This is a genomic window from Yersinia sp. 1652 StPb PI (assembly GCF_041538345.1).
Taxonomy (GTDB): Bacteria; Pseudomonadota; Gammaproteobacteria; order Enterobacterales; family Enterobacteriaceae; genus Yersinia; species Yersinia enterocolitica_E.
Genome location: NZ_JAULSM010000001.1, coordinates 293,194 through 310,772, shown reverse-complemented (window position 1 = coordinate 310,772; position 17,579 = coordinate 293,194). Strand labels below are relative to the sequence as shown.

The following is a 17,579-nucleotide window of genomic DNA, read 5'->3' as shown; positions in this document are numbered from 1 at the left end:
GGATGAAGAAAAATAACGAGTCAACCATCAAAACTCATCATCAATTGCTGAGTTATACCCTGTGCGCCCTGCTGGTATTGCAACCGGTTATGCCCGCACTGGCTGCTGAGGTGAGTATTGCCGGGGGTAATACACAGCTAGATAAAGCCGGTAATGGTGTGCCGGTGGTGAATATTGCGACACCGAATCAGTCCGGAATTTCCCACAACCAATATAACGACTTCAATGTGGGTAAAGAGGGGTTGATCCTCAATAACGCTACCGGTCAGTTGACGCAATCTCAACTGGGTGGATTGATTCAAAACAACCCCAATTTGCAAGCCAGTCACGAAGCCAAAGCCATTATCAATGAAGTGGTGGGCGCTAACCGTTCACAGTTGCAAGGCTATCTAGAAGTGGCCGGTAAGCAAGCCAGTGTCATGGTGGCAAACCCTTACGGTATCACCTGCGATGGCTGCGGATTTATTAATACCCCGAATGTGACACTGACTACCGGCAAGCCAATAATGGATGCCAACGGTAAATTGCAGGCGTTGGAAGTCACTCAGGGAGCTATCTCGATTCAGGGCAAAGGCCTCGATGCCAGCAAAAGCGGTGCATTGTCAATTATCAGCCGTGCCACTGAGATTAACGCCCAACTTTATGCGCAAGACCTCACTCTGATTGCCGGTAGCAACCGGGTGGATGCTGCCGGTAATGTCAGCGCGTTGCAAGGCAAAGGTGATGTGCCCAAAGTGGCGGTTGATACCGGTGCGTTAGGTGGGATGTATGCGAATCGCATCCGTCTGGTGTCCAGTGAAAAAGGGGTGGGTGTTAACCTCGGTAACCTCAATGCTCGTCAGGGGAATATCCAACTGGATAGTAGCGGCAAGCTGACCCTCAATAATTCGCTGGCACAGGGCAGCCTGAATGTCAGCGCGACCGAAATGACGCTGGGTGGCAGCCACAAAGCCGGGCAAGATATGGTGTTGAACAGCCAAGGCAAGCTGGCAGTGAACAACGCTTCGCTAAATTCGGATCAGCAAGTAGTACTCACCGGCGGCGATTTGGCACTGGAGCAATCCACACTCAGTGCGGCCAAAGCCATGACTCTGGACTCTACGGGCAAGTTGCGTGCAGCCAACAGTACGTTACTGGCGGGGCGCGATGAACAAGGCAAATTGGTCAGCGGACAAACGCTGACGCTAATAGGTACCGAACAACAATGGTTGAATAGCCAGCTCGGGGCTGGAACCGTGCTGGCGGCCGCGCAGAACAACCTAATTCTGGATGGCAGTTCAACACTAACGGGTCTGGATGGTGTGACCTTACAAGGTGGTACCCTGAATTTGGCGGGTAAAACCAGCTCTGGCGGTGATGTCACTCTGCAAGGTACTGACCTGCAAAGTACCCGCAACAGCCAGTTTAATGCACAGGGCGATATTCATCTCACTTTCAGTGGTAATGCGGATTGGCAAGGGCAGCTTACCGCTGGGCGGGATCTTACACTACAGACCGCAACACTGGATAACAGTGGGCAACTTGCAGCCAATCGCCACAGCCAGATAACGACACAAAGTCTCAATAATAGTGGGCTGATGCAAGCTCAAGGCTCCCAAAATCTGGACGTCGGACAACTCGACAATAATGGCCAACTGCAATCGGCTGGCACATTGACATTGAATGCCGATACGGTGAATAACCGCGGTCTGATTGGCTCACAACAGCAGTTAGCCCTGACGGTGCGCAATACGCTGAACGTCGATGGGTCGCTGTATGCCGAAGGGCCACTGAACGTACGAGCAGGCGAGTTCCTGCTGACGGGACGGGCGACCGGGAAACAGGGTATCGCTATCAACAGCAACCTGACGACCGCTGAAGGCTCGGCGCTACTCAGTACTGGCGATATTCACCTGCAAGGGGGGGCGTTACTGCTGAGCGGATTGCTGTCTGGCGATCATGCCCTGACCGTGGCGGGAGAGCAGTTTACTACGGGCAGCAGCGCGCAAATTCAAGCCAAAGATAGCATCACATTGAATGCTGAGAAGAATGCCCAGCTTGCCGGTATTTTTACTACGTTTGGTGACCTGAATGTTGTCTCTGGAACCACTGAAAACCGGGCGGATATAGTTGCACGCAATATTGGTTGGCACAGTGACAGCCTTACCCAGCAAGGTCGTATGCAGGCTGATCACGATTTGACACTGACAGTCAATCAGCTTAACCAGCAAGGGACCTTGCAAACAGGACAACGGTTGACGCTGCGTGGTGAGCAATTGGTCAACAGTGGACTGGTTGCTGCCCCGCAGCTCGAACTGGCATTTACTCGTAGTCTGGACAATAGCGGCTCATTGATGGCAAGTCAGGGGTTAACTCTGGACGTTCCTTCACTGAGCAACAGCGGCACCCTGGCGGCAAGCACACTGGCACTGAAAGCCCATAATCTAGATAACAGAGGGCTAATGCAGGCCGACGTCAATGCCATTATTGATGCACAAACATTCAACAATAGAGCTGAAGGACGTTTGCTAGCAGGGGGCGCTCTGACTTTGCAAGGTGTGCAACTGAACAATGCCGGTAAACTGCAAGCCAATCGCCTGAATATTGAAACACAAACCTGGGATAACACCGGCAGTGCGTTAGGTATTAGCCAACTCACGGCAAACGCCACACAAAGCCTCACCAACAGCGGGCAACTGCTGAGTCAGGGCCCTATCACGTTGAGTACGGAGTCATTGACCAATAATGGAAAAATACTCAGTGAGAGCCAACTCAGCCTCAGTGCACAGGAGTTTATCAACCAGGGTGAAGCGCAAGGCACCACTACACAGTTAAATGCTGAGCAGTTAACCAACAGAGGTCATCTGATTGGCGTCGAACGCCTGGTGTTGCAATTGCAACAGGACTTGAACAACGCCACTGGCGGTAAGCTACTGAGCGGCGGTGATCTCAAGGTGAATGCAGGGACTGTTAGCAATGCCGGGACGTGGCAAGGTGAACAGATTATTCTGGCGGCGCACCAACTGGATAACACCGGGACTTTACAGGCGAATAACGTCATCCAACTCGATCTCACCGGCGATATTAACAGTGGTGCAGGCAGCCAAATTATCACTCTCGGTGAGGCGGCGATTAATGCGCTGGCGTTAGTTAACCACGGCAACTGGCAGGCGACCTCGTTGTTCCTGAAAGGAGATTCACTGCTCAACAGTGGTGTCATCGTCGGGGTGAATCAGCTTAAGTCTGAAATAAGTGATGGCATCACCCAACAAAAAAACGGTGAGATGTTGAGCAAGGGCTTACTGACCCTGAATGCCACTCAAGTCGATAATCAGGGGCGTATTCAGGCCAGTTCTCTGACGCTACACACGGCAGACATTACCAATACCGGGGTGATGCAAGGGCAGGATACGTTCAGTGCCCAACTGAGTGGCGTGTTCCATAACCTTGCCAGCGGTGATCTGCGCAGCCAAAACGGGTTGAACCTCAATGCTGCGGGGCTAGATAACGCGGGTAACATTCAGGGCGCGGGAGCCAGCACATTCGTGTTGACGACGCCGATGCTTAATACGGGAAAAATTGTTGTCGGGGGGGATTTAGATATTGGCTCTCTCGCCCTCAACAACAGCGGCTGGCTGCAAGCGAATAACATCACTTTTAACGGCACGCGACTGGATAACACCGGTACGTTGATAGCTGCGGGCGATAATCTGTTGACGCTCGATATTTTCAACAATCGGGGAACGGTACAGGGCGACAACCTGCAAATGACGATTGGCAGCCTGAATAACGCAGGTACCCTGCTGGCCACACGTCAGATGGGCGTTCAGGCGCAACAGATTGAGAACCAACAGGATGCTAAGTTATTCAGCGCAGGTGACCTGACAGTAGTCAGTGGTACAGTGAGCCTGTTTGGACAATTGGTCGCCTTGGGCAACCTTTCCCTGACAATCAATGATGCCCTTACACAACACGGCACACTCGCCGCAGGCAAAGTGCTGAACCTGTCCAGTAATGGGGATATCACCCTCGCGGGTACTACGCAGGGTCAAAGTCTGGCTATCCATAGTCTGGGGCAGTTCACCAACAGCGGAACACTGCGCGGTGGTAACGGTGATGTCCGTATCAATGCCGCGGGTATCACACAAAATGATACTGCCAGCCTGCAGGCTGGAGGCCGCATACAGCTATTGAGTAGCAGCACTATCAGCAATAACGGCTTTATCGGCACCGCGGGCGACCTGCTATTAAACGCGGCCAGCCAATTGTTCAACAGCGGCATGTTGTACAGCGGTGGCAATATGCAACTGTTGGCAGACCGGATCACCAACCACTACGGCGATATTTTAGCGGACAACAGTCTGTGGATGCAGAAAGACACCACTGGCAATGCCAATAGTGAGGTTATTAACACCTCTGGCACCATTGAAACGGGGCACGGTGATATCACCATCAACACCGCCCATTTGCTGAATCAGCGTGATGGATTGAGTGTGACCCGTACTGACAAGGATCTGACTAATGAATATCCTTGGTTAAATGGTGCATTGGTAAAGGTTCCACTCAGTTTCTTCGAGGCAGGTGAGATTGGTTACTACACGATAATGATCACCCGGCAAGAAGCTGGAGACGATGCCCGCCAAGTAAGTCACACAGATACCTATGCCGCCCCCTTTGAGAAAACACGAGAGCTGGCATTATCTGTTTCGACCCTTTCAGTCACCAGCAAGGGAGCGGCTGGACGTATATCTTCCGGTAAAGATCTTATCGTTACCGCTCAAAGGTTCGATAACCTGGCCAGCGATATCCTCTCTAACGGTGATATCTCTCTTACGGGTAACACGCTGAATAATCAGTCCTGGTTGGCGGGGACAGAAACACGTTATCAAACCTACCGCACAGGAGAGCTTCCTCAGTCCAGATATTGGTATGAGGTGTCCAAATTACGGCCTCTCAATATCTACGCATTGGGGCAAATCAAGGACCAGTCTGTTACTTACACCGCTGATGGCGATATTCGTACTGAACGCAGTGAAGACAGTCAGCTCTATCGCTCCGTCATTCAAGCCAGTGGCGCAGTTAACGCCCATTTCACTGGTGACATCAGTAACACCACAGCCACACCAAATGCAGGTGGAGTGAGTCATACGCTGGCGGCCCCTAAGCTGGATTTACTATCACAACCGGATAATATCGACACTGCTCAGGCACAAGACCTGAAGGACGATCAACATTTCACCGTAGGGACACCAGTCTGGAAAGATAACTTGCAGAACGCGCTGGGTTCCTTGGGCAATAATGCCACGGAGTTGGCGGATTATCCGTTGCCGAATAGCAACAATGGCCACTTTGTGTTGGCCCCTGACCCAAGCAGCCCCTACCTTATCACCACCAATCCCAAACTGAATGAATTGGGACAACTCGATAACAGTCTGTTCGACGGGTTGTATGCGATGCTGGGCCAGCAACCGGAAGCTGCACCACAGGAAAACAATAGCCAGTTTACTGACCAAAAGCAGTTCCTAGGCTCAGCCTATTTCCTAGACCGCTTAAACCTGAAACCCGATTATGACTATCGCTTCCTCGGCGATGCGGCTTTTGACACCCGCTATATCAGTAATGCGGTCCTGAGCCAAACTGGTCAGCGCTACCTCACTGGCCTTGGGTCGGATTTAGCTCAGATGCAATATCTTATCGACAACGCGGCACAAGCCCAAAGCGGGCTGGGACTAACACTGGGTGTCAGCCTGACAGCGGAACAGGTTGCCGCCCTGAACAAAAGTATTGTCTGGTGGGAAGAGATTAATGTTAACGGCCAGACTGTTTTAGCACCGAAGCTGTATCTGGCAAAAGCAGATAGTGCCTCATTAACTGGCAGCATCATCGCGGGTAATCAGGTTAATCTTGATGCCGGTAAAGTTATTAATGTGGAAAGTACCCTCAAGGCCGACCAGTTGTTGGCGGTGAATAGTCTAACCACCCTCAGTAACCTGCAAGGCGGGAAAATAACGTCCGGCGGTGACCTGCAACTGAGTGCTATCAGTGATATCAGTAACATCGGCTCCAGCATCGCCGGTCAGCGAGTGGAACTAGAAAGCCTTGATGGTAATATTATCAATCAAACACTCAGCCAGCAGTGGACAGCAACGACGGCAGGTAATGGCCGTTGGAATAGCGAATCATTGTCATTAACCCGCACAGAAATTGGCGATACCGCCACTATCAGCGCCGGGGACTCTCTCAGCCTGAATGCACGAAAAGACATTTTAGTCACGGGTGCCAAGGTGTCTGCTGGTGGTAACCTGGATATGCAAGCGGGTGGTGATGTTGATATCAAAGCGAATGCCACGCTCAGTAATAATGAACATAATCTACAGCGTGATCGCCGCAACGGCTATCAACAAAGTGAGCAGCGCGACAGCCTGGGCAGTGAAATTAGTGCTGGGGGTAACCTGACCCTCAATGCAGGCAACGATGTGTCACTGACGGCCAGTGAACTGGCAGCGAAGGGGAACGTCGGGCTGTCTGCAGGGCGTGATATTTCGCTGGAAACAGCGGAGAAAAATAGCCAACAAAAAACCAATAACAGTGAAAATCGTACCACTGATGCCACCCGCTCAGTGATAACCAGTGGCAATAATCTGACATTGGATGCCGGGCGTGATATCAACTCACAGGCAGCCGCGCTGGTGTCAGATAACGACAGCACACTCAAGACTGGTCGTGACGTCAATCTTAATGCCCAGCAAAGCAGCACCTACAGCGAAAGCCACGGTGATCGGAAACAGCAAATTAATGAATCCATCCGTCAGCAAGGGACTGAAATCGTTAGCGGTGGGGACACCACCATTCTGGCCGGTAATGACATTAATTTACAGGCCACACAGGCGCAGGCTAGCGGTGATATTGCCCTGAAAGCCGGCCATGACATTAATGTGGCCACGGCGACAGAAAGTGATTATTCCTTCTTTGAAGAAACCACCGTTAAGAAGAAAAGGCTGTCGAAGACCACTACCCACGTGGTATCTGAAGATTACGCCACACAAGAGCAAGGCTCGCTGCTCAGTGGCAAAAATGTGTCGGTATCTGCCGGTAATGACTTACTGGTGAAAGGCTCTGCGGTTGTCGGTGACAATAATGTCGCACTGACTGCGGGCAACAATGTGGATATTGTGGCGGCCACCGAAGAACAATCCAGCTACCGTTTGTCTGAACAGAAAAAAAGCGGCATGTTCAGTGGTGGTGGCATCGGGGTCACTATTGGCAGCACTTCATCACGCCAACAAAGTCGTGATTCAGGGACGACACAAAGCCAAAGTGCCAGCACTATTGGTAGCACGGGCGGCAATGTCGCCATCAAGGCGGGCGGCACCGCCCATATTGGTGGCGCAGATATTCTGGCCAATAAAAATCTAAGTGTCACCGGTGATAGCGTCATCATTGAACCGGGTCAGGACAAACGCAGCAGCGATCAGCTTTATGAACAAAAAAGCAGTGGCCTAACACTCGCACTTTCCGGCGCGGTAGGTTCAGCGCTGAACACGGCGGTGACAACCGTACAAGAGGCAAAAGACGAAACCAATGGCCGTCTGGCAGCATTAAAAGGCACCAAAGCGGCTCTGACAGGAATATCGGCTAAACAGGCCGTGGATCTGGCACAGGCACAGGGCAATACCGATACCGGCAGCCTGATTGGCATCAGTGTGTCATTAGGCTCACAAAAATCAACCTCGCAACAACATCAGGAACAACAAGCCGCCAGTGGTTCAACTCTCACCGCGGGCAATGACCTCGATATCACCGCCACCGGCAAAGGTCAACGTGCCAACAGTGGTGATATCATCATCGGCGGGAGCCAGCTCCAAGCAGGCCACGACACTACGTTGGATGCCGATCGCGACCTGCTGTTACTCGGGGCGGCTAATACCCAGAAAAGCGAAGGCAGCAACAGCAGCAGTGGCGGTAATATCGGTGCCAGTATCAGTTTTGGTGACAAAATCGGGGTGAGTGTTTTTGCCAATGCCAATAAATCCAAAGGCAACAACAGTGGTGATGGCACTTATTGGTCTGAAACTACCCTCGACAGTGGCAATACTCTCTCTCTCACCAGTGGCCGTGATACTACCTTGCAGGGTGCACAACTCAGTGGCGACAAAGTGGAAGCCGATGTCGGCCGCAATCTGGCCTTACAAAGCCAGCAAGACAGTGATCGTTACGACTCGAAGCAGCAAAGCATCAGCGGCGGCGTCAGCGTAGTGGTATGGGGTGTCGGTAACAGCTCGGCGAACCTGAGTATCAGCCAGGACAAAATGCACAGCAACTTTGATTCGGTGCAAGAACAGACCGGTATCTTTGCAGGCAAAGGTGGCTTTGATATTACCGTAGGGGAACACACCCAGCTTAACGGTGCGGTGATTGGCTCTACGGCAACAGCGGATAAGAATAAACTGGATACCGGCACACTGGGCTTTAGCAATATTGAAAATAAAGCAGAGTTCAAAACCGAACATCAGGGTGGCAGCATCAGCACCAGCGGTAGTGTAGCGGATAACTTCCTCGGCAACATGGGCAATCTGGTGCTGGTCGGGGCCAATAATGATGGTAACGCGCAAGGCACCACCCATGCGGCAGTGTCTGACGGTAGCATCATCATTCGCGATCAAGACAAACAGCAGCAAAATGTCGACGACCTGAGCCGTGACGTCGAACATGCCAATAACGCCCTCACCCCTATCTTTGATAAAGAGAAAGAGCAAAACCGCCTGAAAGAAGCGCAGTTGATTGGCGAGATTGGCGGGCAGGTGTTTGATGTTATTAGCACGCAGGGGCAGATCCAGGCTACCACTGCGGCGAAAGATGCATTGGCGAAAGGTGGTAATCTCAACCCAACCCAGAAAGAGATAGAAGCATCGCCAGTCTATAAAGATGCCATGAAAGATTATGGCATTGGTGGCACCTACCAAAAGATCGCGCAAGCAGCCACCGCTGCTCTGCAAGGATTGGCTGGTGGTGATATGACCAAAGCACTGGCGGGTGCATCAGCCCCGTATCTGGCGCAGATGATTAAAGATGTCGCCGGTGAAGATAATGAAACGGCACGCATTGGGGCACATGCGGTGTTGGGCGCAGTGCTCTCTCACCTGCAAGGCAACAGCGCTGCCGCAGGTGGTGCCGGAGCTTTAAGTGGCGAACTGGCCGCCATCTACATCAAAAACAACCTCTACCCGAATATCGAGACCAAAGACCTGACCGAAGCACAGAAGCAGGTTATTGTTAACCTCAGTTCCCTGGCGGCGGGACTATCCGGTGGCCTAGTAGGCGATAGCACGGGTAGTGCCGTTGCTGGGGCGCAGGCCGGGAAGAACGCGGTGGAGAATAATGCGCTGAGTGTGCAGGATAATAAATCGCGTAGTCAAGAGATGGTGCAATGTCAGGGTAGTGCTGACTGCGAAAATGCCATTATTGATAAGTACAAGAAAATCAATGCTGAACAACATGAAAGTGTTGTGGAGTGCAAAGGTGCTCAGAACTGTATTGATAAGGCAAATGAAGTTAGCGAATTGCAGGTTGATTATGCCAATCGTACCAATGAGCTGTTGGAAAAAACGCGTGCTACTGGTGGGTTAAGCGCAGAAGAACAGAACGAATTATCTATCCTTCAGTTGACTTCGATCCAGCTAGAAGCGGACCGAATGAAAGCTATCCATAATGCCTTGATGTCAGGTGATTCAGCGGAGGCTAAACAACTTGCGATAAATTCACTGGCACAGGTGGCAGGAACCAGTGCGGCAGGAATAGCTGCGGGGATTGGCGGCAAGGGAAGTGCGATGCCTGTACCTACCCCAACAAAGGCTAGCAATGGTTTAGTTTATCAATCGAATGGAAAACATACTCCTGGTCAAGTCGGATATAATAGAAACGCCGGAACCGAACCGGCTAACTCTATTCAGCTATTTAGTAACTCAATAGATAGTGGGAAAAAGAGGTATGCATTGGACGAACAAGGTAACGTTCATCAATTTACGAATACAAATGATGGCTCATGGCATTGGTCAGGAAGTACTGGGGATGCATCAGTTCCATTGAAAAAAAATGATATACCAAACACTGTTAAAAAAGAGTTTGGACTGCCTGGAAAATGGAGATAAGTATGATTTTCGGTGATCCGTATCGTTTTGCTATCTGGGTAGAATATATCCCTCAGTGGGGTGATTCTTATAAAAATGGTTTTTTTTACTTTTTTGTAAATGGGAATATGTACCCAAATGACATCAGAACATCAACACTAGATGTTGATTTAAATGATATTCTTGATGATGAAAATGCTCTTATCGCTCTGCCTTGCAATGATGAGGTTTTCAATGTATCAACAAATGAGGCTTTTAATTTCTTATTTAAACTGGCATATCCAGAGTCGACACAGAAGGATGAGTATCCAGAACAAGTATTTGATTTTTGTGTTTCCCCCACAATCATTAACGAATCTGGGGCATATTTTTTTGCCGTTTCAAATAAAGATTTAGTGAGAATAATTGGAGGAAAAATAGCACAGCTAGTTGATGGAGATGGTAGCAGGGTTTGGGAAGATATAGCGCATCCAATCATTGAGGATATAATTATTCCAAGAGATGAGATAAATGAAATAATTTCAAAGTTGAAGGAATATTCAGCTTCTTTATTTTAGTTGTCGTATGGCTAACCTCGGCCAACTGACCAGGGTTCTGACTTCTAAGCCCCAAACCCTCCTTCTTCCCGCTGCTGTACCCGAATAATCCCCGGTGCGGCGGTGAGTGCAGTTGCGCCGCGTCGGTAATGCCAATGTCGGACTCGGTGAGCCAGTCGCCGCCGATAGGAGATGAAACTATCATTACAAGTCAATGAACCGAATAGGTACCGTTTTAGTCATCCAAATACCATTAGGTGATTGATAGAATTTAATGCCCTGTTCGTACATCGATAGGGCATTAACTTTTAGTACAGTTGGTTTACCGTGTCGTTGCCCAACGGCTATGGCTGTAGTTTCATCACTCGATAAGTGTACATACTGGCGTGATCCAGCCATTAATCCTTGTTCTTTGATAGCCTCCAAAAAACGGGTCGCTGTGCCATGATATAAGAGCTCAGGTGGCATCTTCTCTTTAAAGCTAATATCTACTTGTTGCGTTGAATGTCCTTGAACAGCTCGGATGCAGAGTCCATCTTCTGAAATAGCGAACCGTTTTTTATCACTACTCTCAACAACAGCTTGGATAATCTGTTGATCAAGCCTCTGATTTTCCTTGCTAGCACAGGCAATCAATGAGTTGATATCCGCCCAACCTTCACTATCTAATGTTAAGCCAATTGATTCAGGTTGATGGCGTAGGACGTAACTTAAGAACTTGCTTACTTCGGTATGTTTTTTGCTCATGGTGAAAATCTCGAATAAATCCTGCCGCATTTTTACGCCACGTATAAAAAGTGGCATCAGAGATGCCCAGTTTACGGTACCTGGCACCGGGCTCCAATGAATATGGTGATTCATCGCATTGACTTTGGTACACCGAACACCGATACCGTTCGAAATTACTAGCCTTCATTTTATAACTGACGCTGCTCTAGGCTGGTATAAATCGTTTTAATTTCACCTGTTAAGCTCTCACCACGGTACACCATCGACGTATCGTACCGTTGATACTTCTCTTCTCTCGCGGCACTGAGCCAGTTAAACGACCCTACACACAGTAACCCCTCGTCCCCAATCACAATTTTACTGTGAACACGACTGACCAGCTTCGTCGCGATACCCATCTCGTTCAACATCTCCAGCGCAGTGTGAAGACGCTGCTGCTTCTCTTTGCGCTTTTCGTAATCAGCATGTTCGGTATTGTAATTTCTGTCCGTCACCACAGTGATCTCAATGCCGCGCGAGCGCGCCTGGATCATCGATGTCAGAAAGCCTGTTTGTTCCAGCTTTTGCCAGGTCAACCAAGGAGAGACGATGGTAATACTCTTCCCGATAGTGCCGAAGGTCTGGTTCAGAAACGCATCATGTTGCTCCACACCATGCAGGGTCGAGATCTGCGTTTGTGCTGCGCTTAAATCCATGCGTTCCTGATACTCAAACTGCAACGCATTGCATTCCGAGGCGAAAAGATATTTTGCCAGCAATCCCCTAGGCGAGGATGCAGGCTGGATCTCAAACAGATCCATATCGCCGAAGACCAGGAAGCTATCTTTGGCGCGGGAAACGGCCACATTCAGCATGCTGCTATCGCTGTCGATAAACCCACCATCCTCATGTTTGGAATAGACTGAAGAGAAAAGCACGATCGCTCTTTCTGCCCCCTGCAACGAGTGCACTGTACCGACAGTTAGCGAATCCTCACCACCGCTACAGTTAATGTCGAGCTTGCGTAATGCTGTTTTGATAGCGTTGACCTGCGCTGAAAATGGCGTCACGACTCCAACCACTTTATGCAGAGCTTTGTCGTAATGACGCTCGATTTCTTCTTTGTGGGCTGTTAGCCAAGCCGCTATTGTCTCTGCCTCAAAAGCGTTATAGCGGCTCCCACTGTTTGCCTGCATGCCTTTGCCATCAATATGCAGATAGCCCATCGCAGGAAAAAGCGTCTCATTTTCGGTTCCCCGCTTTGGTTGTAACTTGCCGTGATAGCACAGAGTATTGCAGTAGCCGATAATGTTATCGAAGCAGCGACGGTGCTCGTACAGATACATCCCACGGGCTAAATCCGGATCATAGTGATAGCGAGAATTAAACTGGGCAATCTTCATTACGCTGCCCGATGCTGCACTTTTTCCTGAATCACACACCAGTGCATACGCATCCGTGAGCTCTTCCTGGGTACCGCCGGGGAGGATGTTCTCCTCCACCATGTTGCCAATATCAATGCTGGGTAAACTGTTCCAGATGGGCGCAATCTGCTCCGTATCGCCAATCACTAGCGCTTTCTTCGCTAGTGCAAAAGAAGCTGCAGCCACTTCGGGGAGCACCTGCCCCGCTTCATCTACTATCAGCAAGTCGGCAAAGTTATATAAATAGTTATCATCATATTTCTTAGTCCCACCGACAAACTCACTAGTCTTCATATGGTTAGGCAGCATGTAGCAGGTCATGACTACGCAGGGGGTGAGCTTCATTCTACGCTGCCAGCGGGCTTTCACGCTTTTCGCTCCGCGACGGCCTTTTTCTTTTTGAAGATTATCAATCGCCGCCATATCAATCAGCCAGCGACCTTCCCAGTAATGGGTCGACAACAGGAATGCCAGGAAGCGGATCTTCATATCGGCAAGCTCATCAGCTCCAGCCAGGACCAGCTCCTCTTCGCTTATATGCCCTAGTGACTGGGTCAGTTCATACCAATATCGGGTAGCCTCGCTTTCGCGTCGGGAAACGTCTTGAGCAAGAACGATTTGCTGCTGATATCTGTCCTGTTCTGTTTTCGCTTGGGTAATAAGGTCGTCGATATACGCATCGATAGCTTCAGGTGCGGTACCCCGAAACGCGGCCATTCTTGTGCCAAACGTCTCGTCCAGAAAAAGGTTAATCTGATAGTGGCGCTTTGTACGGACTGCGGGGAGCCAGGAGAAGAACGCATACACCATCGACTCACCCGCACGATATTGCTGCCACTGTTTTTTGCCTTGAGTTAGCGACGCGATTTCATTGGTGCTGTCGAGTAGTAGCGTACTTTTGTTCTGAATATACTGGTCGAGATCTTCGCAGATGGCGCTCCGCTCCTGACGGATGCGATTCAGGTTTTCCCATGCTAGCTCGATTTGCTTGAGTTGCGCTGACTGCTTGGTTAAGCGCTCATGCAAAAGATCCACGACGCGTTCGGGGGAGCTGCAATCCGACGATGGGAACGCCGCCCTTGCCTTCTCCAGATAGAAGACCTGTGCCTCTTCAACGTATTCCAAAGATTCAACACGGTTAAAAAAATCCTCCGTCTGGTATTTTTTCGCCGCGTCAGCCTTACGGCCAGAAGACGGGAAGTAGGCGCCATAGCTTTTTAGCTCAGGCAGCCAGCGCCCGGACATAGCTCCGGTGCCAGTGGAAAAATCCTTACCGAAGGCTTCGATAATGTTGGTCACAGCCTGATTATTGGTTGAGGTGGCAATCATCACCGGCGGCTCGGTTTTATTGAGGGCCGCTCTTGCCCATTCAGTGGCAATGATAGAGAGAACTAGAGTTGTTTTTCCGGTTCCCGGCGGGCCATTAACCGCGAGGATATCGCCTGATTGCTGGGTGAGATAATGGCTTAGGGCGTCTCGCTGCGCCATTGCCAGCGGGAACTCATCCCCGGAATGCCCCAGACGCTCGCAGAACATTGTATTGGCGGCAAGGAGAGGTTCTACAGATGGCATTTTAGTCGAAGCAAAGCGCGTAAGTAACGGAACCTCTTTTTTGCATGACAGCAGATGATCGTACATGGGCAGGATATGGATACTGGCCCCTCCGGGTTGGTTCGATTTGATAACATACCCATACCCAGCCGGTTCGTATTGCTCGTGGGTGGAGAGCCATGTTTCGGCCACATTTTTCAGGAGGCTCTTTGACTCCGTTAGATACCTTTGCCACTGCAACTGGTGCTTTGCATAACGTTCAGCTCGCTGCTCGTCATTTTCCTCAAGGCCTTGCTGTTCATCATCCTCACCAAAGGTAGTCGAGTTATGCGTGGTTTTGTATTTGTCATATTGCGCCATCTCGCCAATTGAGAAGGTGCCTTTGGGGAGCGGTTCGAGTAGATCACGAGGAATGGTGGTTGCCCCAGTGGGGAATAAAAATCCTTCACGGTTCAGGAGAGCAGAAGTCACTAACGGGGTGACGATGCCCGGCGCTCCGGCCGTCCGTTCTTTGCCATGCTGTACCAGGCGGATCCACGCTTGTGGGCGTAGCATCACTTCAACGGTTTTAACCGTATCGACTTCCCCCTCAAAAAAAACGCGAACAATTTCCTCATTCAATCGTCCCGTAGAGATATCCATCCACTGGGTGAATGCATCCGTATCTCTACGCTCAAATGCCCCTTTGCCAGACTCGGCATCTGCTAAAGAGTTACGCCAGTATGATGCGAACCCTTGAGTATTCTTGTCCATTCCTTGTCCCATGACTAAATAAAAAACTATTGATTTCGTTAATATAAACGCAGCATATGGTTAAGCATTGTCCACGATGCGAACTCGATCGCAATAATTTGTTTATGTTTTAAAGGCTATTAGATTGTCTACAGGCACAGGGGCATGCCACGTCTGCGTCGAGCCTGTACACAGAATTCGGTACAGACTCTTACGGCCTAAAAATCCTTCTCAAACTCAGACGGGTAAATAAGCACGCTTCAATGGGACGAGTAACTTAGTTTCAATATCAACCTGATCGTAATTCGCTATCAGGGCGCGAACCAGATCGTCCAATGTCCATAATGTTAATGGAATGGTAGAGCGATCGGCTTCATAGCGTGCATCTTTACTGAAGCCACCAGTGCTGACATACAAACCCCTATCGTCTTTATGGCGTCCACCGATAAAGCTACGAATATGCTGGCTCGTCATCTGCTCCTTTCGGTGTTTCACTTCGACAATAATCCGTGGATTTTCAAAACCAAAACCATCCGGTGAAGCAATGATGTCTTTGCCACGATCGGCGCCAACGGGAGATACCTGAGTTTTATAGTTCATGCTACGTAAAACACCGGCAACCAGATTTTGCATTTCGTCCCAATCAAGAGAGTTAATTTTGTCTTTGATGCGTTCAAATGCCAGAACTTCCATACCTAATAGGGGATCTTCGTCTGCATCTTTGACATCATCAGTTACCGTCACAACAACCGCCTGTTTTTTCTCTTTGAGAAGTTCAGCTACGGCATAATCTGGCAACTGAAATACCGTCAATGTAGAACCCAGCGTATTTTTGCTGGCAGTACTCAACGTATCACGATCAACTTCTTGCGTGTTCCATTTGACCCTACGCACCAATCCCATCCCCTCTTCCGACCATTCAGGATGATATTGAAAATCAGACACCACCTTACCAACCAAGTAAGTACGATTCGCTGGGGAATAAGTGATCACCCAGTCGCCCTGTTTTACTTCATTGATAAAGCGCCAGACTTGGGAAGCGCCAGAACGAGCTGTACCTAACTTGGTTTGCGGCTCCAACTCAAGATAACGTTCGATAAGCTGTGCTCGTGTCAGACCCGGTTTCGCATAGGGTGCCAGTTGCGACCAACCAATAGCGACAACTTCACGCTCGCGGAAATCGTCGTATAACTTCCCACTATCACCACGGATCATCCACATTTTATTCTGCATGCTTCCCTACTTATTATTCAGTTGGCGTTATCGGTAATCTTGGATAATAGCGCTCTTACTGACCACTTACTATTTCAATGGCTTGTGATGCAAGGGAATATTGAATCCCGTCACTTTTGCGAGCATGATCGCAACAATGTATTTTTCACCGGGATAACTGCATGATCACCAGCAAGGCACTGCAAACAGCGATTTCCAACCTTACTGTTTGGCGCAAAGGCGATCAGCGTGCTCCACATAAGCCATTGTTACTGTTGTATGTGCTTGCGCAGTATGAAAAGGGTCATGAGAGAATGTTCAATTATGGTGAAGAAATTCATCAGCCACTACTGGAACTGCTCCATAGTTTTGGCCCACAGCGGCGCGAACATTACCCCACCATGCCGTTCTGGCGCTTACGCAGTGACGGTTTCTGGGAATTACAGAACGCTGAATTTTGCAGCCCACAGAAAGGTAATAAAGAACCACCGAAGCGTGAAATTATCGAACATGGTGTGATGGGTGGTTTCGATGAAGAAAGCTACCAGTTATTACGCAGTAAACCCTCGCTGCTAAACAAACTCGCACAGCAAATCCTGAGTGAACACTTCCCCGATAGCCTACAAGAGTTGCTCGCTAACCGTTTAGACTTGCAGCTTAGTGATACACGCAAAATGCGTGATCCGGCGTTCCGCCAAACCATCTTGCGTGCTTACAACTATCAATGTGCTGTCTGTGGTTACAACCTGCGGCACGACAGCACCCCCGTTGGCATTGAAGCAGCACATATCAAGTGGAAGCAATACGGTGGCCCTTGTAGCGTGACCAACGGCATAGCGTTATGTTCATTACACCATTCTGCATTCGACATGGGTGTGATAGGGCTTGATGACAGCATGAAGCTACTGGTCTCAGAAGGCGTAAACGGCAGCCAAATGGTTGAACGGTTGTTCTGGGATTTCGCAGGGCATACAATTTTACTGCCCAAAAGCGCTGAACATTATCCATATGAGCAGTTTGTAGAATGGCATCGGGGGCAAGTGTTTAAACGTTAGTGACATTCAGATGAGATATAAAAGTGCAGCAAGCTGTACTGATGTGATTAGCTATTGGCATCCACCATATCAATAACATTGTGCAATCTCAGTTCCGGTATGAGCTGGTCTTGCAAGGTATCAAAAACACGTTCAATACACCATTTGCCCTGTAGTCAGCTGGCAAAGATGATTTCGATAGCCTAATCCGCCGTCAGTACTGCGAATCTCAGAGTTTCAATGAGGGGACATTTAAGCACTAGCCTTCCCAGACAA

At 49.7% G+C, this 17,579-nt stretch carries 6 protein-coding genes; 3 read left to right on the top strand and 3 right to left on the bottom strand.

The genetic code is table 11. The annotated features are described in order from the left end of the window. The first annotated feature begins 2 nt into the window (after window positions 1–2). On the top strand, window positions 3–10,127 hold the full coding sequence (locus tag Q2T71_RS01455) for a hemagglutinin repeat-containing protein (RefSeq protein WP_372557882.1): 10,125 nt from the start codon (window positions 3–5) through the stop codon (window positions 10,125–10,127). 2 nt (window positions 10,128–10,129) lie between these two features. Beyond that, window positions 10,130–10,663, top strand: a complete 534-nt coding sequence (locus tag Q2T71_RS01450; RefSeq protein ID WP_372557881.1) for an immunity 42 family protein — start codon at window positions 10,130–10,132, stop codon at window positions 10,661–10,663. Window positions 10,664–10,846: 183 nt separating this feature from the next. On the opposite strand, the gene kptA is transcribed toward Q2T71_RS01450, so the two are convergent. The 3 genes from kptA to Q2T71_RS01435 all read right to left on the bottom strand — a co-directional run bounded on the left by kptA (window position 10,847) and on the right by Q2T71_RS01435 (window position 16,290). Then, a complete protein-coding gene (gene kptA, locus Q2T71_RS01445; protein ID WP_372559812.1) occupies window positions 10,847–11,389 on the bottom strand; it encodes an RNA 2'-phosphotransferase in 543 nt (180 codons plus the stop codon). 170 nt (window positions 11,390–11,559) lie between these two features. Beyond that, the gene (locus tag Q2T71_RS01440) at window positions 11,560–15,078 is read right to left on the bottom strand and encodes an AAA domain-containing protein (protein ID WP_372557880.1); all 3,519 of its coding nucleotides are present in this window, start codon (window positions 15,076–15,078) and stop codon (window positions 11,560–11,562) included. A gap of 216 nt (window positions 15,079–15,294) precedes the next feature. Beyond that, window positions 15,295–16,290 (bottom strand): restriction endonuclease, encoded by a 996-nt coding sequence (locus tag Q2T71_RS01435; protein ID WP_050878844.1) that lies wholly within the window; start codon window positions 16,288–16,290, stop codon window positions 15,295–15,297. Between the two features lie 161 nt (window positions 16,291–16,451). On the opposite strand from Q2T71_RS01435, the gene Q2T71_RS01430 reads away from it, so the two are divergent. Continuing rightward, the gene (locus tag Q2T71_RS01430; protein WP_372557879.1) at window positions 16,452–17,324 is read left to right on the top strand and encodes a phosphorothioated DNA-binding restriction endonuclease; all 873 of its coding nucleotides are present in this window, start codon (window positions 16,452–16,454) and stop codon (window positions 17,322–17,324) included. Window positions 17,325–17,579 lie beyond the last annotated feature (255 nt).